General features: G+C 55.2%; 13 protein-coding genes, 4 tRNA genes, 2 rRNA genes and 2 pseudogenes. All 21 read right to left on the reverse strand.

What is annotated here, in order from left to right:
* Positions 1–30: 30 nt before the first annotated feature.
* Positions 31–2,133, reverse strand: coding sequence for an elongation factor G (fusA, locus tag PCOSP_RS26205; protein WP_024776463.1), 2,103 nt, complete (start codon positions 2,131–2,133; stop codon positions 31–33).
* A 30-nt stretch (positions 2,134–2,163) separates the two neighbouring features.
* Positions 2,164–2,634 (reverse strand): 30S ribosomal protein S7, encoded by a 471-nt coding sequence (rpsG, locus tag PCOSP_RS26210; protein ID WP_024776462.1) that lies wholly within the window; start codon positions 2,632–2,634, stop codon positions 2,164–2,166.
* Positions 2,635–2,737: 103 nt separating this feature from the next.
* Entirely contained in the window at positions 2,738–3,109 is a 372-nt protein-coding gene (gene rpsL, locus PCOSP_RS26215; RefSeq protein WP_003186084.1) for a 30S ribosomal protein S12, read from the reverse strand.
* Between the two features lie 215 nt (positions 3,110–3,324).
* Positions 3,325–7,524: a DNA-directed RNA polymerase subunit beta' gene (gene rpoC, locus PCOSP_RS26220; protein WP_024776461.1), complete on the reverse strand. Its 4,200-nt coding sequence runs from the start codon at positions 7,522–7,524 to the stop codon at positions 3,325–3,327.
* Between the two features lie 64 nt (positions 7,525–7,588).
* Positions 7,589–11,662 (reverse strand): DNA-directed RNA polymerase subunit beta, encoded by a 4,074-nt coding sequence (rpoB, locus tag PCOSP_RS26225; protein WP_139650416.1) that lies wholly within the window; start codon positions 11,660–11,662, stop codon positions 7,589–7,591.
* A gap of 219 nt (positions 11,663–11,881) precedes the next feature.
* Positions 11,882–12,247 carry a 50S ribosomal protein L7/L12 gene (gene rplL / locus PCOSP_RS26230; RefSeq protein WP_024776459.1) on the reverse strand — a complete coding sequence of 122 codons (366 nt, stop codon included), beginning with the start codon at positions 12,245–12,247 and terminating at the stop codon, positions 11,882–11,884.
* Between the two features lie 79 nt (positions 12,248–12,326).
* Positions 12,327–12,827: a 50S ribosomal protein L10 gene (gene rplJ / locus PCOSP_RS26235; protein WP_024776458.1), complete on the reverse strand. Its 501-nt coding sequence runs from the start codon at positions 12,825–12,827 to the stop codon at positions 12,327–12,329.
* A gap of 198 nt (positions 12,828–13,025) precedes the next feature.
* Complete coding sequence (rplA, locus tag PCOSP_RS26240) at positions 13,026–13,721, reverse strand: 50S ribosomal protein L1 (protein WP_003186095.1); 696 nt, start codon at positions 13,719–13,721, stop codon at positions 13,026–13,028.
* On the reverse strand, positions 13,721–14,152 hold the full coding sequence (gene rplK / locus PCOSP_RS26245; protein ID WP_003176435.1) for a 50S ribosomal protein L11: 432 nt from the start codon (positions 14,150–14,152) through the stop codon (positions 13,721–13,723). The genes rplA and rplK overlap by 1 nt, the downstream gene beginning before the upstream one ends.
* Positions 14,153–14,269: 117 nt before the next feature.
* Positions 14,270–14,803 (reverse strand): transcription termination/antitermination protein NusG, encoded by a 534-nt coding sequence (gene nusG / locus PCOSP_RS26250; protein WP_010443972.1) that lies wholly within the window; start codon positions 14,801–14,803, stop codon positions 14,270–14,272.
* Positions 14,804–14,812: 9 nt separating this feature from the next.
* A complete protein-coding gene (gene secE, locus PCOSP_RS26255; protein ID WP_024776457.1) occupies positions 14,813–15,181 on the reverse strand; it encodes a preprotein translocase subunit SecE in 369 nt (122 codons plus the stop codon).
* A gap of 45 nt (positions 15,182–15,226) precedes the next feature.
* A tRNA-Trp gene (locus PCOSP_RS26260) sits at positions 15,227–15,302 on the reverse strand.
* Between the two features lie 53 nt (positions 15,303–15,355).
* Positions 15,356–16,549, reverse strand: a complete 1,194-nt coding sequence (gene tuf / locus PCOSP_RS26265) for an elongation factor Tu (RefSeq protein ID WP_053191465.1) — start codon at positions 16,547–16,549, stop codon at positions 15,356–15,358.
* 84 nt (positions 16,550–16,633) lie between these two features.
* Positions 16,634–16,709, reverse strand: a tRNA-Thr gene (locus PCOSP_RS26270).
* 26 nt (positions 16,710–16,735) lie between these two features.
* Positions 16,736–16,809, reverse strand: a tRNA-Gly gene (locus tag PCOSP_RS26275).
* A 25-nt stretch (positions 16,810–16,834) separates the two neighbouring features.
* Positions 16,835–16,919: transfer RNA gene (locus PCOSP_RS26280), tRNA-Tyr, on the reverse strand.
* Between the two features lie 150 nt (positions 16,920–17,069).
* Positions 17,070–17,504, reverse strand: a pseudogene (locus tag PCOSP_RS26285) (hypothetical protein); the annotation flags it as partial.
* A 7-nt stretch (positions 17,505–17,511) separates the two neighbouring features.
* Positions 17,512–18,260: pseudogene (locus tag PCOSP_RS26290) on the reverse strand (pantothenate kinase).
* On the reverse strand, positions 18,250–19,206 hold the full coding sequence (gene birA / locus PCOSP_RS26295; protein ID WP_139650422.1) for a bifunctional biotin--[acetyl-CoA-carboxylase] ligase/biotin operon repressor BirA: 957 nt from the start codon (positions 19,204–19,206) through the stop codon (positions 18,250–18,252). Before birA ends, PCOSP_RS26290 begins: the two are co-directional and overlap by 11 nt.
* Before the next feature lie 134 nt (positions 19,207–19,340).
* Positions 19,341–19,456 (reverse strand): 5S ribosomal RNA (rrf, locus tag PCOSP_RS26300).
* A 159-nt stretch (positions 19,457–19,615) separates the two neighbouring features.
* A 23S ribosomal RNA gene (locus tag PCOSP_RS26305) occupies positions 19,616–22,507 on the reverse strand.
* Positions 22,508–22,735 lie beyond the last annotated feature (228 nt).

Here is a 22,735-nt window from a genome sequence, read left to right on the forward strand (position 1 = left end):
ACAATTAACTCCTAGCCTAAAGGGGCTGAATCAGCCTTGTTTTTTAACGATAGCTTCGACGACGTTCGACGGAGCCTCGGAGTATTTGGAGAATTCCATAGAGTAGCTCGCGCGACCCTGGGACATGGAACGAACGTCGGTTGCGTAACCGAACATCTCGCCCAGCGGAACCTCGGCACGGATAACCTTACCGGAAACCGTGTCTTCCATACCCTGGATCAGACCGCGACGACGGTTCAGGTCACCCATCACGTCGCCCATGTAGTCCTCAGGTGTTACGACTTCAACCTTCATGATCGGCTCAAGAACAACACCGCCACCTTTGGTAGCCAGTTGCTTGGTCGCCATGGAGGCCGCCACCTTGAACGCCATCTCGTTGGAGTCGACGTCGTGGTAAGAACCATCGAACACGGTAGCCTTCAGGCCGATCAGCGGATAGCCGGCGACAACGCCGTTCTTCATCTGCTCTTCGATACCCTTCTGAATAGCAGGGATGTATTCCTTCGGAACCACACCACCAACTACTTCGTTCACGAACTGCAGACCTTCCTGACCTTCGTCAGCAGGCGCAAAACGGATCCAGCAGTGGCCGAACTGACCACGACCGCCGGACTGGCGAACGAACTTGCCTTCGATCTCACAAGCCTTCGTGATCTTCTCACGATAGGAAACCTGTGGCTTACCGATGTTGGCTTCGACGTTGAACTCGCGGCGCATCCGGTCAACCAGGATGTCCAGGTGCAACTCACCCATGCCGGAGATGATCGTTTGACCAGTCTCTTCATCGGTCTTGACGCGGAAAGACGGGTCTTCCTGAGCGAGTTTGCCCAGAGCGATACCCATTTTTTCCTGGTCATCCTTGGTTTTCGGCTCAACGGCAACCGAGATAACCGGCTCCGGGAAGTCCATGCGAACCAGGATGATTGGCTTGTCAGCGGAGCACAGGGTGTCACCAGTGGTGACGTCCTTCATGCCGATCAGGGCCGCGATGTCGCCAGCGCGTACTTCCTTGATCTCTTCGCGGGTGTTTGCGTGCATTTGCACCATACGACCCACGCGCTCTTTCTTGCCCTTGACCGAGTTGATCACGCCGTCGCCGGAGTTCAACACGCCCGAGTAAACGCGAGCGAATGTCAGGGTACCCACGAATGGGTCGGTAGCGATCTTGAACGCCAGAGCCGAGAACGGCTCGTTGTCGTCTGCATGACGCTCCATTTCGACAGTCTCGTCATCCGGGTCGGAACCCTTGATGGCTGGAATGTCGACCGGTGCAGGCAGGTAGTCGATAACGGCGTCGAGAACCAGGGGAACACCCTTGTTCTTGAAGGAAGAACCGCAAACAGCCAGAACGATTTCACCAGCGATAGTACGCTGACGCAGAGCAGCCTTGATCTCTTCGATCGACAGCTCTTCGCCTTCCAGGTACTTGTTCATCAGCTCTTCGTTGGCTTCGGCAGCAGCCTCAACCATGTTGCTGCGCCACTCTTCAGCCAGCTCTTGCAGCTCAGCCGGGATCGGACCACGAATGGCAGCCATACCCTTGTCGCCGTCGTTCCAGCGAACAGCTTCCATGGTCATCAGATCGATCTGACCTTCGAAGTTGTCTTCGGAACCGATAGCCAGCTGGATAGGCACCGGGGTGTGACCCAGACGCTGCTTGATCTGACCGATCACGCGCAGGAAGTTGGCACCAGCACGGTCCATCTTGTTTACGTAAACAAGACGCGGAACGCCGTATTTGTTGGCTTGACGCCATACGGTTTCAGACTGAGGCTCAACACCGGAAGTACCGCAGAACACAACGACAGCGCCGTCGAGTACGCGCAGCGAACGCTCTACTTCAATGGTGAAGTCAACGTGGCCGGGGGTATCGATGATGTTGAAGCGGTGCTTAGGGAATTGCTTGTTCGAGCCTTCCCAGAAAGCAGTAGTAGCAGCGGAGGTAATGGTAATACCCCGCTCCTGCTCTTGTACCATCCAGTCCATGGTCGCGGCGCCATCATGCACCTCGCCCATTTTGTGGTTTACGCCCGTGTAGAACAGGACGCGCTCGGTGGTAGTGGTTTTACCCGCATCCACGTGAGCAACGATACCAATGTTACGGTAGCGTTTAATATCGGTTGTACGAGCCATAAAGCCCTCGCAAATTGAGTGACGCTAAAATTAGAAGCGGTAGTGCGAGAAAGCCTTGTTGGCCTCAGCCATACGGTGCACGTCTTCACGCTTCTTAACTGCAGCACCTTTACCTTCAGCAGCGTCCAGCAGCTCACCAGCCAAACGCAGAGCCATGGACTTCTCGCCGCGCTTGCGGGCGAAGTCTACGAGCCAGCGCATGGCCAGAGCGTTACGACGGGACGGACGAACTTCGACCGGAACCTGGTAGGTAGCACCGCCTACGCGGCGCGACTTCACTTCGACCAGCGGAGCGATGGCGTCGAGTGCTTTTTCGAAGAGTTCCAGGGGATCGGAGTTCTTACGCTCTTTAACTTTTTCCAGCGCGCCATAAACGATACGTTCGGCAACGGCTTTCTTGCCGCTTTCCATTACGTGGTTCATGAACTTGGCGAGAATCTGGCTTCCGTATTTCGGATCGTCCAGAATCTCACGTTTGGCTGCTACGCGACGTCTTGGCATTGATAAGCCCTCAAACGGTCTTCAGGTTAGCCCGGGACAGCAAACGCGTGCCCGACCTTACTCTTATCGACTCAATAAAAATGAAAAACTGCAAAACGACCGATTACTTCGGACGCTTGGTACCGTACTTCGAACGACCCTGGTTACGGCCTTTAACGCCGGAGGTATCCAAGGAGCCGCGAACGGTGTGGTAACGAACACCTGGCAAGTCTTTTACACGACCGCCGCGGATCAGTACCACGCTGTGCTCTTGCAGGTTGTGGCCTTCACCGCCGATGTACGAGGAAACCTCGAAACCGTTGGTCAGACGCACACGGCATACTTTACGCAGTGCCGAGTTAGGTTTTTTCGGCGTGGTGGTATACACACGGGTGCATACGCCACGACGTTGCGGGCAGTTCTGCAGCGCAGGTACGTCGGATTTCTCGACGATACGCTTACGCGGCTGACGTACCAGCTGGTTGATAGTTGCCATCTACTAGCTCCACTGTTGTCTTGCGACGCTATTGTCTTACAAGAAAAGCAAAATGGCAGGAACGAATTCCCGCCAAATTTAGGGGATCAAGAGTCTAAAGAGGATCTTGTCCCCAGTCAAGGCAAGGCCCCGACCTCCCCGCTCGCCGGATCTCGACATTTGTCTCGATTCGGCGAATGGGGCGACCAGGGCCAGGCACTTAATTACCGCAGAACTCAGTTACCGCTCGAGTTCAACGCTTCGGTCAGTGCAGCTTCCACTTCACTGGCGCTTACGCGCAACGGCTTGTCTGCATCACGGCGACGCTTGCGCTCGCTGTGATAGGCCAAACCGGTACCAGCCGGGATCAGACGACCCACGACCACGTTTTCCTTCAGGCCGCGCAGGTAATCGCGCTTGCCGGTAACCGCCGCCTCGGTCAGTACCCGAGTGGTTTCCTGGAAGGAAGCCGCCGAGATGAACGATTCGGTGGACAACGACGCCTTGGTGATACCCAGCAGAACGCGGGTGAACTTGGCGACAAACTTGTCTTCCGTGCTCAGGCGCTCGTTCTCTACCAGTACGTGAGTCAGTTCCATCTGGTCGCCCTTGATGAAGCTGGAGTCACCGGACTCGGAGATCTCAACTTTACGCAGCATCTGACGCAGAATGGTCTCGATGTGCTTGTCGTTGATCTTCACGCCCTGCAGACGGTAAACGTCCTGGATCTCGTTCACGATGTACTTGGCCAGCGCACTCACACCCAGCAGACGCAGGATGTCGTGTGGATCGCTCGGGCCGTCGGAGATAACTTCGCCGCGGTTTACCTGTTCGCCTTCGAAGACGTTCAGGTGGCGCCACTTCGGAATCAGCTCTTCATACGGATCGCTACCGTCGTTCGGGGTGATAACCAGACGGCGCTTGCCCTTGGTCTCTTTACCGAACGCGATGGTGCCGCTGACTTCAGCCAGAATTGAAGCTTCTTTCGGACGACGGGCTTCGAACAGGTCGGCAACACGCGGCAGACCACCGGTGATGTCACGAGTCTTCGAAGTTTCTTGCGGGATACGAGCGATAACATCACCGATCGCGATCCGCGCACCGTCGGCCACACCGACCAGGGCGTTGGCTGGCAGGAAGTACTGAGCGATTACGTCAGTGCCTGGCAGCAACAGGTCCTTGCCGTTGTCGTCGACCATCTTAACGGCTGGACGGATGTCCTTGCCGGCAGCTGGACGATCTTTGGCGTCAAGTACTTCAATGTTGGTCATACCGGTCAATTCGTCGGTCTGACGCTTGATCGTGATGCCTTCTTCCATGCCCACGTAGGTCACGGTACCTTTCATCTCAGTGACGATCGGGTGAGTGTGCGGATCCCACTTGGCCACGATTGCGCCAGCTTCGACCTTGTCACCTTCCTTCACCGAAATCACAGCACCGTAAGGCAGCTTGTAACGCTCGCGCTCACGACCGAAGTCGTCCGCGATCGCCAGCTCACCCGAACGGGATACAGCTACCAGATGACCATCCACACGCTCAACGTGCTTCAGGTTGTGCAGACGGACAGTACCGCCGTTCTTCACCTGAACGCTGTCGGCTGCGGAGGTCCGGCTTGCCGCACCACCGATGTGGAACGTACGCATCGTCAGCTGGGTACCCGGCTCACCGATGGACTGGGCAGCGATAACGCCGACCGCTTCACCGATGTTCACCTGGTGACCGCGAGCCAGGTCGCGACCGTAGCACTTGGCGCAGATGCCGTAGCGGGTTTCACAGCTGATCGGAGAACGCACGATCACTTCGTCGATGCTGTTGAGTTCGATGAACTCGACCCACTTCTCGTCGACCAGGGTGCCAGCAGGAACGATCACGTCCTCGGTACCCGGCTTGAAGACGTCACGGGCAATGACACGACCCAGTACGCGTTCACCCAACGGCTCAACAACGTCACCGCCTTCAATGTGCGGCGTCATCAGCAGGCCATGTTCGGTGCCGCAATCGATCTCGGTCACGACCAGATCCTGCGCCACGTCTACCAGACGACGAGTCAGGTAACCGGAGTTCGCCGTTTTCAACGCGGTATCCGCAAGACCCTTACGAGCACCGTGCGTGGAAATGAAGTACTGGAGTACGCTCAAACCTTCACGGAAGTTCGCTGTAATCGGGGTCTCGATGATGGAACCGTCCGGCTTGGCCATCAGGCCACGCATACCGGCGAGCTGACGGATCTGCGCAGCAGAACCCCGTGCGCCCGAGTCGGCCATCATGTACATCGAGTTGAAGGACTCCTGGTCGACTTCCTCGCCATGACGGTCGATGACCTTCTCTTTCGAGAGGTTGGCCATCATCGCCTTGGAAACTTCGTCGTTCGCCTTGGACCAGAGGTCGATTACCTTGTTGTACTTCTCGCCCTGGGTTACCAGGCCGGAGGCGTACTGACTTTCGATCTCTTTCACTTCTTCGGTAGCAGTACCGATGATGCGGGCTTTCTCATCCGGGATAACGAAGTCGTTAACACCGATGGAAACACCGGAGATGGTCGAATAGGCAAAACCGGTGTACATCAACTGGTCAGCGAAGATCACGGTCTCTTTCAGACCCACCACGCGATAGCACTGGTTGATCAGCTTGGAGATCGCCTTTTTCTTCATCGGCAGGTTGACGACGTCAAACGACAGACCTTTCGGCACCACCTGGAACAACAACGCACGGCCGACGGTAGTGTCGACGATACGGGTGTTGGTCACGCTGTTGCCGTCACGATCGTTCACCGTTTCGTTGATCCGCACCTTGACCTTGGCGTGCAGTGCGGCTTCGCCGGCACGGAACACACGGTCAACTTCCTGCAGATCCGCGAACACACGACCTTCGCCCTTGGCGTTGATCGCTTCACGAGTCATGTAGTACAGACCCAATACAACGTCCTGCGACGGAACGATGATTGGCTCACCGTTGGCTGGCGACAGGATGTTGTTGGTAGACATCATCAACGCGCGCGCTTCGAGCTGGGCTTCCAGCGTCAGCGGCACGTGCACGGCCATTTGGTCGCCGTCGAAGTCGGCGTTGTACGCAGCACAGACCAGTGGGTGCAGCTGGATAGCCTTACCTTCGATCAGTACCGGTTCAAACGCCTGGATACCCAGGCGGTGAAGGGTCGGTGCACGGTTGAGCAACACTGGGTGTTCGCGAATCACTTCGGCGAGAACGTCCCAGACCTCTGGCAGCTCGCGCTCGACCATCTTCTTCGCAGCCTTGATGGTGGTCGCCAGACCACGCATTTCCAGCTTGCCGAAAATGAACGGCTTGAACAGTTCCAGAGCCATCTTCTTAGGCAGACCGCACTGATGCAGACGCAGGGTCGGACCTACGGTAATTACCGAACGACCGGAGTAGTCAACGCGCTTACCGAGCAAGTTCTGACGGAAACGACCCTGCTTACCCTTGATCATGTCAGCCAGGGATTTCAGAGGACGCTTGTTGGAACCGGTGATAGCGCGGCCACGACGACCGTTGTCGAGCAATGCGTCGACCGCTTCCTGCAACATACGCTTTTCGTTGCGCACGATGATGTCCGGAGCGGACAGGTCGAGCAGGCGCTTCAAGCGGTTGTTACGGTTGATCACCCGACGATACAGATCGTTGAGGTCGGAAGTCGCAAAACGACCGCCATCGAGCGGAACCAGTGGACGCAGATCTGGCGGCAGAACCGGCAGAACGGTCAGCACCATCCACTCTGGCAGGTTGCCGGAACCCTGGAAGGCCTCCATCAACTTCAGACGCTTGGACAGCTTCTTGATCTTGGTTTCGGAGTTGGTTTGCGGAATTTCTTCACGCAGACGGCCAATCTCATGCTCCAGGTCGATCGCGTGCAGCAGTTCGCGGACAGCTTCGGCACCCATGCGGGCATCGAAATCGTCGCCGAATTCTTCCAGCGCCTCGAAATACTGCTCGTCGTTCAGCAGCTGACCTTTTTCAAGGGTGGTCATGCCTGGATCGATAACGACATAGCTCTCGAAGTAGAGAACGCGCTCGATATCACGCAGGGTCATGTCCATCAGCAGGCCGATACGGGACGGCAGCGATTTCAGGAACCAGATATGGGCAACCGGCGATGCCAGCTCGATGTGCGCCATGCGCTCACGACGAACTTTTGCCAGTGCAACTTCAACGCCGCACTTCTCGCAGATAACACCACGGTGCTTCAAGCGCTTGTACTTACCGCACAGGCACTCGTAATCCTTTACCGGGCCAAAGATCTTGGCGCAGAACAGGCCGTCACGCTCAGGTTTGAACGTACGGTAGTTGATGGTTTCCGGCTTTTTCACTTCACCGAACGACCACGAACGGATCATCTCAGGCGAGGCCAATCCGATACGGATGGCGTCGAACTCTTCGACTTGACCCTGGTTTTTCAGCAAATTCAGTAGGTCTTTCAAGGCCTTTCCTCCTGGCGGAGCAGAGAGCGGGCAAGACAGCCCCGCTCTCGATTCGCGTCACGTGTTATTCGGTTTCCAGATCGATATCGATGCCGAGGGAACGAATTTCCTTGATCAACACGTTGAAGGACTCGGGCATGCCCGGCTCCATACGGTGATCGCCGTCCACGATGTTCTTGTACATCTTGGTCCGACCGTTCACATCGTCCGACTTCACTGTGAGCATTTCTTGCAGAGTGTATGCAGCACCGTACGCTTCCAGTGCCCAGACCTCCATCTCCCCGAAACGCTGACCACCGAACTGTGCCTTACCACCCAGCGGCTGCTGGGTGACCAGGCTGTAAGAACCGGTAGAACGAGCGTGCATCTTGTCGTCCACCAAGTGGTTCAGCTTCAGCATGTACATGTAGCCAACGGTAACCGGACGCTCGAACTTGTTGCCGGTACGACCATCGAACAGTTGCATCTGGCCGCTTTCCGGCAGGTCTGCCAGTTTCAGCATGGCCTTGATTTCAACTTCCTTGGCACCGTCGAACACCGGAGTGGCCATTGGAACGCCGCCCTTGAGGTTCTTCGCCAGATCCAGGATTTCCTGGTCGGAGAAGCTGTCGAGCTCTTCGTTACGACCGCCGATCTCGTTGTAGATCTCGTGCAGGAACTTGCGCAGGTCAGCGACCTTGCGCTGCTCTTCGAGCATGCGGTTGATCTTCTCGCCCAAGCCCTTGGCCGCGAGGCCCAAGTGGGTTTCAAGGATCTGACCGACGTTCATACGCGAAGGTACGCCCAGCGGGTTGAGGACGACGTCGACTGGAGTACCGTTGGCATCGTGCGGCATGTCTTCAACCGGCATGATCACGGAGACCACACCCTTGTTACCGTGACGACCGGCCATCTTGTCACCCGGCTGGATGCGACGGCGGATTGCCAGGTAGACCTTGACGATCTTCAGCACGCCCGGCGCCAGGTCATCGCCCTGCTGCAGCTTGCGCTTCTTGTCTTCGAACTTGTCGTCCAACAGGCGACGGCGATCAACGATATAAGCCTGAGCCTTCTCGAGCTGCTCGTTCAACGCGTCCTCAGCCATGCGCAGCTTGAACCACTGGCCATGCTCAAGACCGTCGAGGACTTCGTCGGTGATTTCCTGACCTTTCTTCAGGCCGGCGCCGCCTTCGGCCTTGTGGCCAACCAGCGCTGCGCGCAGACGTTCGAAAGTTGCGCCTTCAACGATACGGAACTCTTCGTTCAGGTCCTTGCGGATCTCGTCGAGCTGAGTCTTCTCGATGGACAGTGCGCGTGCATCACGCTCAACGCCGTCGCGAGTGAAGACCTGTACGTCGATGACGGTACCCTTGGTGCCAGTAGGCACGCGCAGGGAGGTGTCCTTAACGTCGCTGGCCTTCTCACCGAAGATGGCACGCAGCAGTTTTTCTTCCGGAGTAAGCTGGGTCTCGCCTTTCGGGGTGACCTTGCCGACCAGGATGTCGCCAGCGCCTACTTCGGCACCTACATAAACGATACCGGCTTCGTCCAGCTTGTTCAGTGCAGCTTCACCCACGTTCGGGATGTCCGCAGTGATTTCCTCTGGGCCAAGCTTGGTGTCACGAGCCACACAGGTCAGTTCCTGGATGTGGATCGTGGTGAAGCGGTCTTCCTGAACCACACGCTCGGACAGGCAGATGGAGTCTTCGAAGTTGAAGCCGTTCCACGCCATGAACGCGATGCGCATGTTCTGGCCCAGTGCCAGCTCACCCATGTCGGTGGATGGGCCGTCAGCCATGATGTCGCTGCGCTGGACCCGATCACCTTTGCTCACCAGCGGACGCTGGTTGATGCAGGTGTTCTGGTTGGAGCGGGTGTATTTGGTCAGGTTGTAGATGTCGACACCAGCTTCGCCCGGCTCAACTTCATCATCGGCAACACGAACCACGATACGGCTGGCATCGACGGAATCGATCACACCGCCACGACGAGCCACGACGCAAACGCCGGAGTCACGGGCAACGTTACGCTCCATGCCGGTACCTACCAGCGGCTTGTCGGCACGCAGGGTCGGTACAGCTTGACGCTGCATGTTCGAACCCATCAACGCACGGTTGGCGTCGTCGTGCTCGAGGAACGGGATCAGCGACGCAGCGACCGAAACTACCTGCTTGGGCGATACGTCCATCAGTGTGACGTCTTCCGGCGCCTTGACGGTGAACTCGTTCAGGTGACGAACAGCTACCAGCTCGTCGATCAGGACTTTCTTGTCGTTCATCGTGGCCGAAGCCTGAGCGATCACGTGATCGGCTTCTTCGATGGCGGACAGGAATACGATCTCGTCGGTGACCAGAGCGTCTTTCACCACACGGTACGGGCTCTCGAGGAAGCCGTACTGGTTGGTGCGCGCATAGGCAGCCAGGGAGTTGATCAGACCGATGTTCGGACCTTCCGGCGTTTCGATCGGGCAGACGCGACCGTAGTGGGTCGGGTGTACGTCACGAACTTCGAAGCCTGCGCGCTCACGGGTCAGACCACCTGGGCCGAGTGCGGAGACACGACGCTTGTGGGTGATCTCGGACAGCGGGTTGTTCTGGTCCATGAACTGGGACAGCTGGCTGGAACCGAAGAACTCTTTCACCGCCGCCGCTACCGGCTTGGCGTTGATCAGGTCTTGCGGCATCAGGCCTTCGCTTTCAGCCATCGACAGACGTTCCTTGACCGCGCGCTCTACACGCACCAGGCCAACACGGAACTGGTTCTCGGCCATTTCGCCTACGCAGCGAACACGGCGGTTACCCAGGTGGTCGATGTCATCGACGATGCCCTTGCCGTTACGGATGTCGACCAGGGTCTTGAGTACTGCAACGATGTCATCCTTGTTCAGCACGCCCGAACCTTCGATCTCGGTACGACCGATACGACGGTTGAACTTCATCCGGCCGACCGCAGACAGGTCATAGCGCTCAGGGCTGAAGAACAGGTTGTTGAACAGGGTTTCGGCGGCATCCTTGGTTGGCGGCTCGCCAGGACGCATCATGCGATAGATCTCGACCAGCGCTTCCAGTTGGTTGCCAGTGGAGTCGATCTTCAACGTATCGGAAATGAACGGACCGCAGTCGATATCGTTGGTGTACAGAGTTTCGATACGAACGACCTGGGCCTTGACGATTTTCGCCAGGATCTCGGTGCTCAGCTCGGTATTGCACTCTGCGAGGATTTCACCGGTGGCCGGGTGCACGATTACCTTGGCCGTGGTGCGACCGAGGACGTAATCAATTGGCACCTGCAGCTCTTTGATCCCGGCCTTTTCCAGCTGGTTGATGTGACGGGCAGTAATACGACGACCCTGCTCGACAATAACCTTGCCTTTGTCGTCCTGGATATCGAGGACCGCGATCTCACCGCGCAGGCGCTGAGGCACCAGTTCCAGGCTGAGGTTTTCACCCTGAACATGGAAGACGTTGGTGGTGTAGAACGCGTCCAGCACTTCTTCCGTGGTGTAGCCGAGCGCACGCAGCAGTACCGATGCAGGCAGCTTGCGACGACGGTCGATACGCACGAATACGCAGTCTTTCGGGTCGAACTCGAAGTCCAACCAGGAACCGCGGTAAGGAATGATGCGCGCGGAGTAGAGCAGTTTACCGGAGCTGTGCGTCTTGCCACGGTCGTGGTCGAAGAACACGCCCGGAGAACGGTGCAGCTGGGAAACGATTACACGCTCGGTACCGTTGATAACGAAGGTACCGTTCTCAGTCATCAGGGGGATTTCACCCATGTAGACTTCTTGCTCTTTGATGTCCTTGATCGCTTTGTTCGACGATTCTTTGTCGAAAATGATCAGGCGCACTTTTACCCGCAAAGGTACGGCGTAAGTTACACCGCGCAATACGCATTCTTTGACATCAAATGCCGGTTCGCCCAGGCGATAACCGACGTACTCCAGCGCAGCATTGCCGGAGTAGCTGATGATCGGGAAAACGGATTTGAAGGCCGCATGCAGGCCCACGTCGCGGAACTGATCTTTAGTCGCTCCCGCTTGCAAGAATTCACGATACGAATCCAGCTGGATGGCCAGGAGGTACGGCACATCCATGACGTCCGGCAACTTGCTAAAGTCCTTGCGGATACGTTTTTTCTCAGTATATGAGTAAGCCATCAGCGTTCCCCAGCTTGGTCACCTGCTTGTTTGGCTCCCCCCGACGGGAGCAGCCAGAAAATCGTGCAAACCCCATGGTTTGCGCCACCGCCTCGGGTGGTTACAGCTCGTTACCAGCACCGACCCAATCGGCTGCCAATAACGGAAAAAGGCCGGTGGCAAGAGCCACCAGCCATCAGCCTTTCGCTTGACGCTCGGGCTGGAGACGCAAGGTCGAAGTTACTTAACTTCGACGGAAGCGCCTGCTTCTTCCAGCTTCTTCTTCGCGTCTTCAGCAGCTTCTTTGGAAACGCCTTCAGCGATAACCTGAGGAGCGGTGTCAACCTTCTCCTTGGCTTCTTTCAGACCCAGACCGGTCAGTTCGCGAACAGCCTTGATCACGTTGACTTTCTTGTCGCCAGCGGCGGTCAGAACAACGTTGAACTCGGTTTGCTCTTCAACGACAGCAGCTGGACCAGCAGCAGCAACGGTAGCAGCAGCGGCGGTAACGCCGAACTTCTCTTCCATTGCCTTGATCAGCTCAACGATTTCCATTACGGATTTTTCGCCGATTGCTTCGATGATTTGTTCGTTAGTCAGAGACATGACTCAATTCCTGAATTGGGGGATAGCCGGCACGGCCATCGAAATAAACAAAAATACGCGAGAGAGGAAACGCTCAGCCTTAGGCTGCAGCGGCTTCTTTCTGATCGCGAATTGCCGCCAGAGTACGAGCCAATTTGCTGGTAGCGCCTTGAATCACGCTCATCAGCTGAGAAATTGCTTCGTCACGGGTCGGCAGAGTTGCCAGTACGTCGATTTGGTTAGCTGCGAGGAACTTGCCCTCGAACGCAGCTGCCTTGATCTCGAACTTATCCTGACCCTTTGCGAACTCTTTGAAGATACGGGCAGCAGCGCCCGGATGTTCTTTCGAGAATGCAATCAGGGTCGGGCCGACGAACGCGTCGTTGAGCACGTCATATTGAGTGCCTTCAACAGCGCGCTTCAGCAGGGTGTTACGTACGACACGTACATAAACACCAGCTTCGCGGGCCTCTTTACGGAGTCCGGTCATAGCGCCTACTGTTACGCCACGGGCATCAGCCACGACAGCGGACAGAGCGACTTTGGCAGCCTCGTTGACTTCAGCGACGATGGCCTTCTTGTCTTCGAGTTTAATTGCCACGGGTTTAACTCCTGCTTGTTACCGTTTCATTCGATCGAAACCGAATGTCGTTTTGGTGTCTGATTCGGTAAGGAACCGGGAGCACCATCTGCGTAGGCTTGTGGTTTAAGACTTGCGTCGCCTACGGTCTTGGATAGCCCCCGCCAGGCAGGGACCCCAATTTTTCAATTGGCGCAATTGCTTGCGCCAATCTGTGTCTTACGCGTCGAGCGAGCTCTGGTCGATGACCAGACCTGGACCCATGGTGGTGCTCAGGGTAACGCGCTTGACGTAGATGCCTTTCGAAGAAGCTGGCTTGATACGCTTCAGGTCAGCGATCAGGGCTTCAACGTTTTCCTTCAGCTTGACGGCATCGAAACCGATCTTGCCAACGGAAGTGTGGATGATGCCGTTTTTGTCGGTGCGATAACGAACCTGACCAGCCTTCGCGTTCTTGACCGCGGTAGCTACGTCTGGGGTTACGGTGCCGACTTTCGGGTTAGGCATCAGACCACGTGGACCGAGGATCTGACCCAGTTGACCTACAACGCGCATGGCATCAGGGGATGCAATCACTACGTCATAGTTCAGGTCGCCGCCTTTCATTTCAGCAGCCAGATCATCCATGCCTACGCGATCAGCGCCAGCAGCCAGAGCAGCTTCAGCTGCTGGGCCCTGGGTGAAAACGGCAACACGGACAGTCTTGCCAGTGCCGTGTGGCAGCACGGTAGCGCTACGAACGACCTGGTCGGATTTACGTGGGTCAACGCCCAGGTTTACAGCAACGTCGAACGACTCGCTGAACTTGACAGTCGACAGCTCAGCCAGCAGAGCTGCGGCGTCTACAAAGTTGTAGGCCTTGCCTGCTTCGATTTTGCCGGCGATAGCCTTTTGACGCTTGGTCAGCTTAGCCATTACACACCCTCCACGTTAAGGCCCATGCTACGAGCAGAACCGGCGATAGTACGCACGGCTGCATCCATATCAGCTGCAGTCAGATCCGCGTTTTTGGTTTTCGCGATTTCTTCCAGCTGAGCACGGGTAACGGTGCCAACCTTAACGGTGTTTGGACGAGCGGAACCGCTGGTCAAACCTGCAGCCTTCTTCAGCAGAACCGAAGCAGGGGTGCTCTTTGTTTCGAAAGTGAAGCTACGGTCGCTGTAGACAGTGATGATCACTGGAGTCGGCAGACCTGGCTCAAGACCCTGGGTACGGGCGTTGAAAGCCTTGCAGAATTCCATGATGTTCACGCCGTGCTGACCCAGAGCAGGACCAACGGGTGGACTTGGGTTAGCCTGAGCGGCCTTCACTTGCAGCTTGATGTAAGCGGTAATCTTCTTGGCCATGAGGCACTCCAATTACGGGTTCGAACGCCTCGAAAGGCTCCCCGGTTACTTGCGCGTTTATCCCAGTGACGACAAAACCCCACAGCCTTGGGCTGCGGGGTTGGGATGCCTGTTCGATCAGACCTTTTCGACCTGACTGAACTCGAGCTCTACCGGAGTAGAGCGACCGAAAATGAGCACTGCGACCTGGATCCGGCTCTTCTCGTAGTTAACTTCTTCAACCGTGCCGTTGAAATCAGCGAATGGACCATCGGTGACTCGCACCACTTCACCTGGCTCAAACAATGTTTTCGGCTTCGGCTTGTCGCTACCATCAGCGACGCGACGCAGAATTGCTTCTGCCTCTTTATCCGTAATTGGCGCAGGCTTATCGGCAGTACCACCAATGAAACCCATCACCCGAGGGGTATCCTTGACCAAGTGCCAAGTCCCTTCGTTCATATCCATCTGCACTAGCACATAGCCTGGAAAGAACTTGCGTTCGCTTTTGCGTTTCTGGCCATTACGCATTTCAACCACTTCTTCAGTGGGAACCAGAATCTCGCCAAAGCCATCTTCCATGCCAGCCAGCTTCACACGCTCTATCAGCGAGCGCATCACATGCTTCTCGTAACCCGAGTAAGCATGCACAACGTACCAACGCTTAGCCACGGGACACCCTTAGCCAACAATCAAGGAAACGAGCCAGCCGAGCAGGGAATCAAGCCCCCACAACAGCAACGCCATAACCAGAACAACAGCCACAACGATCAACGTGGTCTGCGTGGTTTCTTGGCGAGTCGGCCATACGACTTTACGAATCTCGGTGCGGGCTTCCTTAGCGAGTACAAAGAAAGACTTGCCCTTGGCTGTCTGCAGGCCTACAAAGGCAGCAACAGCAGCGATAGCAAGCAATGCGAGTACACGGTACAGGATCGGCGAAGCAGAGAAATACTGATTGCCAACAACGCCAACAACCACCAAAGCGACTACCACTAGCCACTTGAGCAGATCGAAGCGAGAGCCTTGAGCTTCAGCTTTAGGAGTCATCTATGAAGATCCTGTGAAAAGAAAGCCAGACACACTGAGTGAATCTGGCAGGTCAGGAGGGAATCGAACCCCCAACCTACGGTTTTGGAGACCGTCGCTCTGCCAATTGAGCTACTGACCTAAAACAAAATCAGGCCGACCATTATGCCGGCCCGAAAAAGACATTACAACTGTTTACTCGATGACTTTTGCTACGACGCCAGCGCCGACGGTACGACCGCCTTCACGGATAGCGAAACGCAGACCGTCTTCCATCGCGATGGTTTTGATCAGAGTGACAGTCATCTGGATGTTGTCACCTGGCATTACCATTTCAACGCCTTCTGGCAGCTCGCAGTTACCAGTCACGTCAGTTGTACGGAAGTAGAACTGTGGACGGTAGCCTTTGAAGAACGGAGTATGACGACCGCCTTCTTCCTTGCTCAGAACGTAAACTTCTGCAACGAACTTGGTGTGTGGCTTGACGGTGCCTGGCTTGACCAGAACCTGACCACGCTCAACGTCGTCACGCTTGGTGCCGCGCAGCAGCACGCCGCAGTTCTCGCCAGCACGACCTTCGTCCAGCAGCTTGCGGAACATTTCAACGCCAGTGCAGGTAGTTTTCTGAGTGTCGCGCAGACCGACGATCTCAACTTCTTCCTGGATGCGAACGATGCCACGCTCAACACGACCAGTCACAACAGTACCGCGACCGGAGATCGAGAATACGTCTTCGATTGGCATCAGGAACGGCTTGTCGATAGCACGCTCTGGCTCTGGGATGTAGCTGTCCAGAGTTTCCACCAGCTTCTTGACAGCAGTGGTGCCCATTTCGTTGTCGTCTTGGCCGTTCAGAGCCATCAGAGCCGAACCGATGATGATTGGAGTGTCATCACCTGGGAAGTCGTAAGTGCTCAGCAGGTCGCGCACTTCCATCTCAACCAGTTCCAGCAGCTCAGCGTCGTCAACCATGTCAGCCTTGTTCAGGAAGACAACGATGTACGGAACGCCTACCTGACGGGACAGCAGGATGTGCTCACGGGTTTGTGGCATCGGACCATCAGCGGCCGAGCAAACCAGGATCGCGCCGTCCATCTGGGCAGCACCGGTGATCATGTTTTTTACGTAGTCGGCGTGACCTGGGCAGTCAACGTGTGCGTAGTGACGCACGGCCGAATCGTATTCAACGTGAGCGGTGTTGATGGTGATACCGCGAGCTTTTTCTTCCGGGGCGCTGTCGATCTTGTCGAAGTCAACCTTGGCCGAACCGAAAACCTCGGAGCAGACGCGGGTCAGAGCAGCGGTCAAGGTGGTTTTACCGTGGTCGACGTGACCGATGGTACCGACGTTGACGTGCGGCTTATTACGTTCGAACTTTTCCTTAGCCATCGAAATCACCCCTAGGAGAAGAATTTAGCAACTCACACAAGCCATTAAAACAAAGGCAGATATTTTCATATCTGCCTTGTTATATGGAGCTCTTGAGCGGATTTGAACCGCTGACCTCACCCTTACCAAGGGTGTGCTCTACCAACTGAGCTACAAGAGCGAAACACTTTGCACAACCTGCAAACCTGGAGCGGGTAGCGGGAATCGAACCCGCATCATCAGCTTGGAAGGCTGAGGTTCTACCACTAAACTATACCCGCGGAGCCTGCAGCTCACGCTAGAAACTGGTGGAGGGGGAAGGATTCGAACCTTCGAAGTCGTAGACGTCAGATTTACAGTCTGATCCCTTTGGCCGCTCGGGAACCCCTCCTAAGCGAGCCGGCATTCTACATCATGCCAGCCTTCTGTCAAGCATTTTCTCATTAAAAACCTGAGGTTAGCTGCGTTGACCACGTTTCGCATTGTTGACCGTTAAAGGTCTTCGCTGCGAAGCGGGCGCCATTCTATGCAAACTACCCCAAGGGTGCAACCCCTCACAAGGCATTATTTTATGTTTTAACTCATTGAATTCTTTAGAAAGGTTTTGAAGGAACGTTTCATTCACCTTCCCTGTACTTTCCGGCGAAACCTGGACCCAAAATCCGGCCTCAGGGGCACCTGAAGTAGTGGCGCGTGCCACAACCCCCAGCGCTGCCAATTTTTGCTCCAACTGCCGGTTCATTTCCGGACGAGTAAAGCCGCCCAGATAAACGCACGTCTTTTGCGCTTCACCGGGCTTTCCCGAATCGCGCCTCACAAGCGCGTCCGCCGTCTCGCTCAAGAGATGAATATCCTGCTGCGAGCCGCGATACAAACTCTGAGGGGTGACGTCCTTAGCACGAAGCGGAGCCTCCTGTTGATGCCAGACATAATAGAAAGCGTTCAAAACCAGCAATAACAGGAACAGCCACCGCATAGGAACCTCAACACAAAGGACAGGCTATCGCCAAGCCGACAAAAACCAGGTCAGGCACCAATCTGGCGTCAGGGACAATACCGGAAACCAGATTAGCGTCCCCCCCGTTAGAAACACAACGAAATCCTCACCCCAGTACTGCCGCGCCATCTCAAGTTGAGTCAGGACAAACCCCCTGAGCATCAACATGCAACCACGCTCCACGGCCTCGACAGTCGCCCGTCCAGGAGCGAGACTTTCATGAGCACGCTCCGCAGCCCTATCGTCATAGCGAATCCGGCGGGTATGGGTACGCAACTGATTGCGCATCAAAGACATGCCCGGACAAATGAAGCCCCCAAGGTGCTCACCGTCTGCAGCCACAAAATCGGCTGTAACGGCGGTACCAAAATCGAGCACCAGACAAGCACCCGAGGCCAGGTGAAACCCTCCAAGCAAAGCCAACCATCGATCCAGGCCCAGCCGCTCGTAATCCTCATAGCCATTTCGAACGCCGGCCATTTCACGGGTTGGCGCAGCTCGCGCTACGGTCACTCCGAACGCATCAACCAGCGCAGTAACCAGCGATTCGGTTTCGTCCTGGGTGCGCACGCTGACAAGACGACATTTTATGAGCTGAAATTTTCCAGCATCGCTCAAACAAGCCAGTAGATCGCCATCAGAACTGACCACACCTCCGTCGACCGGCGTAAGGCCGTCGGCGCGAAGCACACGCCACTTGATAAAGCTGTTGCCGCAATCGAGCTCAAGAATCATCACGCAACCTCAAACTGAGCTCACCACCGCTAAAATTTCTTTCCACGCCATCCACCTTCAAACGCAGCGCTCCCTGGTAATCGATACCCAGCACAACGCCATCAATTTGATTGACACCCGCAATCAATGATACAGCCCGCCCTTGCCACAAATGATGCCGCTCCCACTCTGGCTGTATTGCGGCAAATCCAGACGCCTGGTGAAGCGTCAAGAATCGCTGGAGATTTGCCCCCAATCGCGCCACCAACTCATTCCGGTCAAAACACCCTCCAGCCACAAGACTCATGGATGTCCACTGCTGATCAACCTCATCGCTGGACTGCATATTCACATTGATTCCCACCCCCAGGACAACGTGGCAGACATCAGCCGGATCCCCTACTAGCTCAAGCAATATCCCTGCAATCTTTCTATCATCAACCAGAACATCGTTAGGCCATTTCAACCCCGCCTGCTGAACGCCCATATCATGCAAAGCATGCAAGACAGCCAGTCCCACAACGAGACTGAGCCCTTCTATTTGGCGCATGCCGCCATCGATACGCAGTACCAGGCTGTAGTAGAGGTTTTCTGCAAAGGGACTGACCCACTTTCGACCGCGGCGACCGCGGCCGGCAGTCTGCCGCTCAGCCAAAACCAGGAATGGCGCCGCCACCCCGCGCTCTATGGAGCGCAACGCTTCAGCATTGGTGGAGTCGATGGAATCGAATATATGAACAGGCCATCCGCAAGGTTCCTTTGCATCAATCTCGGCCGCATCCAGTAGCAATAATGGCCTGGCCAATTGATACCCCCTGCCTCTGACCTTATGAACAGACAAGCCCAGCTCTGCCTCCAGGTGCTGTAGCTGCTTCCATACAGCACTGCGACTGATACCCAGCGCAGCGCCTAGCGCCTGCCCCGAATGGAAGCGGCCATCCTTCAGAAGTTTTAGCAACGTGAGCATGCGAACTGCGCCCTGACAATGAGGCCCGCATGATAGCCATGCGCAAGACGGTTGCATAGAAAGACAAAGGAAGCTTTCCTGCGAGCAAAACAAAACCCCTACCTGCATCAGCAGATAGGGGTTTCGGAATTTAATCTTGACGATGACCTACTCTCACATGGGGAAACCCCACACTACCATCGGCGATGCATCGTTTCACTTCTGAGTTCGGGATGGGATCAGGTGGTTCCAACGCTCTATGGTCGTCAAGAAATTCGGTAGCCAGCGCGTGCCTTGCGGTCACGTTCCAGCGAATGGGTATGCGATAGTTTGTGTGTTGCTGCTGAGTCAGTCCGAACTTTCGGTTCGTTTCGTCTTCACACACCGCAATCTGGTGCCCTTTCAGGTCAACAAATTGCTTGGGTGTTATATGGTCAAGCCTCACGGGCAATTAGTACAGGTTAGCTCAACGCCTCACAGCGCTTACACACCCTGCCTATCAACGTCGTAGTCTTCGACGGCCCTTCAGGGAGCTCAAGGCTCCAGTGAGATCTCATCTTGAGGCAAGTTTCCCGCTTAGATGCTTTCAGCGGTTATCTTTTCCGAACATAGCTACCCGGCAATGCCACTGGCGTGACAACCGGAACACCAGAGGTTCGTCCACTCCGGTCCTCTCGTACTAGGAGCAGCCCCTCTCAAATCTCAAACGTCCACGGCAGATAGGGACCGAACTGTCTCACGACGTTCTAAACCCAGCTCGCGTACCACTTTAAATGGCGAACAGCCATACCCTTGGGACCGGCTTCAGCCCCAGGATGTGATGAGCCGACATCGAGGTGCCAAACACCGCCGTCGATATGAACTCTTGGGCGGTATCAGCCTGTTATCCCCGGAGTACCTTTTATCCGTTGAGCGATGGCCCTTCCATACAGAACCACCGGATCACTAAGACCTACTTTCGTACCTGCTCGACGTGTCTGTCTCGCAGTCAAGCGCGCTTTTGCCTTTATACTCTACGACCGATTTCCGACCGGTCTGAGCGCACCTTCGTACTCCTCCGTTACTCTTTAGGAGGAGACCGCCCCAGTCAAACTACCCACCATACACTGTCCTCGATCCGGATAACGGACCTGAGTTAGAACCTCAAAGTTGCCAGGGTGGTATTTCAAGGATGGCTCCACGCAGACTGGCGTCCACGCTTCAAAGCCTCCCACCTATCCTACACAAGCAAATTCAAAGTCCAGTGCAAAGCTATAGTAAAGGTTCACGGGGTCTTTCCGTCTAGCCGCGGATACACTGCATCTTCACAGCGATTTCAATTTCACTGAGTCTCGGGTGGAGACAGCGCCGCCATCGTTACGCCATTCGTGCAGGTCGGAACTTACCCGACAAGGAATTTCGCTACCTTAGGACCGTTATAGTTACGGCCGCCGTTTACCGGGGCTTCGATCAAGAGCTTCGCGTTAGCTAACCCCATCAATTAACCTTCCGGCACCGGGCAGGCGTCACACCCTATACGTCCACTTTCGTGTTTGCAGAGTGCTGTGTTTTTAATAAACAGTCGCAGCGGCCTGGTATCTTCGACCGGCGTGGGCTTACGCAGCAAGTGCTTCACCCTCACCGGCGCACCTTCTCCCGAAGTTACGGTGCCATTTTGCCTAGTTCCTTCACCCGAGTTCTCTCAAGCGCCTTGGTATTCTCTACCCAACCACCTGTGTCGGTTTGGGGTACGGTTCCTGGTTATCTGAAGCTTAGAAGCTTTTCTTGGAAGCATGGCATCAACCACTTCGTCACCCAAAGGGTAACTCGTCATCAGCTCTCGGCCTTAAGATCCCGGATTTACCTAAGATCTCAGCCTACCACCTTAAACTTGGACAACCAACGCCAAGCTGGCCTAGCCTTCTCCGTCCCTCCATCGCAATAACCAGAAGTACAGGAATATTAACCTGTTTTCCATCGACTACGCTTTTCAGCCTCGCCTTAGGGACCGACTAACCCTGCGTCGATTAACGTTGCGCAGGAAACCTTGGTCTTTCGGCGTGGGTGTTTTTCACACCCATTGTCGTTACTCATGTCAGCATTCGCACTTCTGATACCTCCAGCAAGCTTCTCAACTCACCTTCACAGGCTTACAGAACGCTCCTCTACCGCATCACTTACGTGATACCCGTAGCTTCGGTGTATGGTTTGAGCCCCGTTACATCTTCCGCGCAGGCCGACTCGACTAGTGAGCTATTACGCTTTCTTTAAAGGGTGGCTGCTTCTAAGCCAACCTCCTAGCTGTCTAAGCCTTCCCACATCGTTTCCCACTTAACCATAACTTTGGGACCTTAGCTGACGGTCTGGGTTGTTTCCCTTTTCACGACGGACGTTAGCACCCGCCGTGTGTCTCCCATGCTCGGCACTTGTAGGTATTCGGAGTTTGCATCGGTTTGGTAAGTCGGGATGACCCCCTAGCCGAAACAGTGCTCTACCCCCTACAGTGATACATGAGGCGCTACCTAAATAGCTTTCGAGGAGAACCAGCTATCTCCGAGCTTGATTAGCCTTTCACTCCGATCCACAGGTCATCCGCTAACTTTTCAACGGTAGTCGGTTCGGTCCTCCAGTCAGTGTTACCTAACCTTCAACCTGCCCATGGATAGATCGCCCGGTTTCGGGTCTATTCCCAGCGACTAGACGCCCTATTAAGACTCGCTTTCGCTACGCCTCCCCTATTCGGTTAAGCTCGCCACTGAAAATAAGTCGCTGACCCATTATACAAAAGGTACGCAGTCACAGAACAAAGTCTGCTCCCACTGCTTGTACGCATACGGTTTCAGGATCTATTTCACTCCCCTCTCCGGGGTTCTTTTCGCCTTTCCCTCACGGTACTAGTTCACTATCGGTCAGTCAGTAGTATTTAGCCTTGGAGGATGGTCCCCCCATATTCAGACAAAGTTTCTCGTGCTCCGTCCTACTCGATTTCACTTCTAAGATCCTTTCGCGTACAGGGCTATCACCCACTATGGCCGCACTTTCCAGAGCGTTCCGCTAAAATCAAAGAAGCTTAAGGGCTAGTCCCCGTTCGCTCGCCACTACTAAGGGAATCTCGGTTGATTTCTTTTCCTCAGGGTACTTAGATGTTTCAGTTCCCCTGGTTCGCTTCTTGCACCTATGTATTCAGTGCAAGATAACCATCTTATGATGGCTGGGTTCCCCCATTCAGACATCTCCGGATCAAAGTCTGTTTGCCGACTCCCCGAAGCTTTTCGCAGGCTACCACGTCTTTCATCGCCTCTGACTGCCAAGGCATCCACCGTATGCGCTTCTTCACTTGACCATATAACCCCAAGCAATCTGGTTATACTGTGAAGACGACATTCGCCGAAAATTCGATCTTGCTCATGAGAGCAACTCACAAATTTTACCTTAGCCTGATCCGTTACCAGTGAAAGTAACGTTCAGTCTATCTTTCTATCACATACCCAAATTTTTAAAGAACGATCTAATCAAAAGACTAGAAATCAACATTCATCATCGTCTTGATGGAATGCTCATTTCTAAGCTT

The organism is Pseudomonas sp. MAFF 730105 (assembly GCF_055380705.1).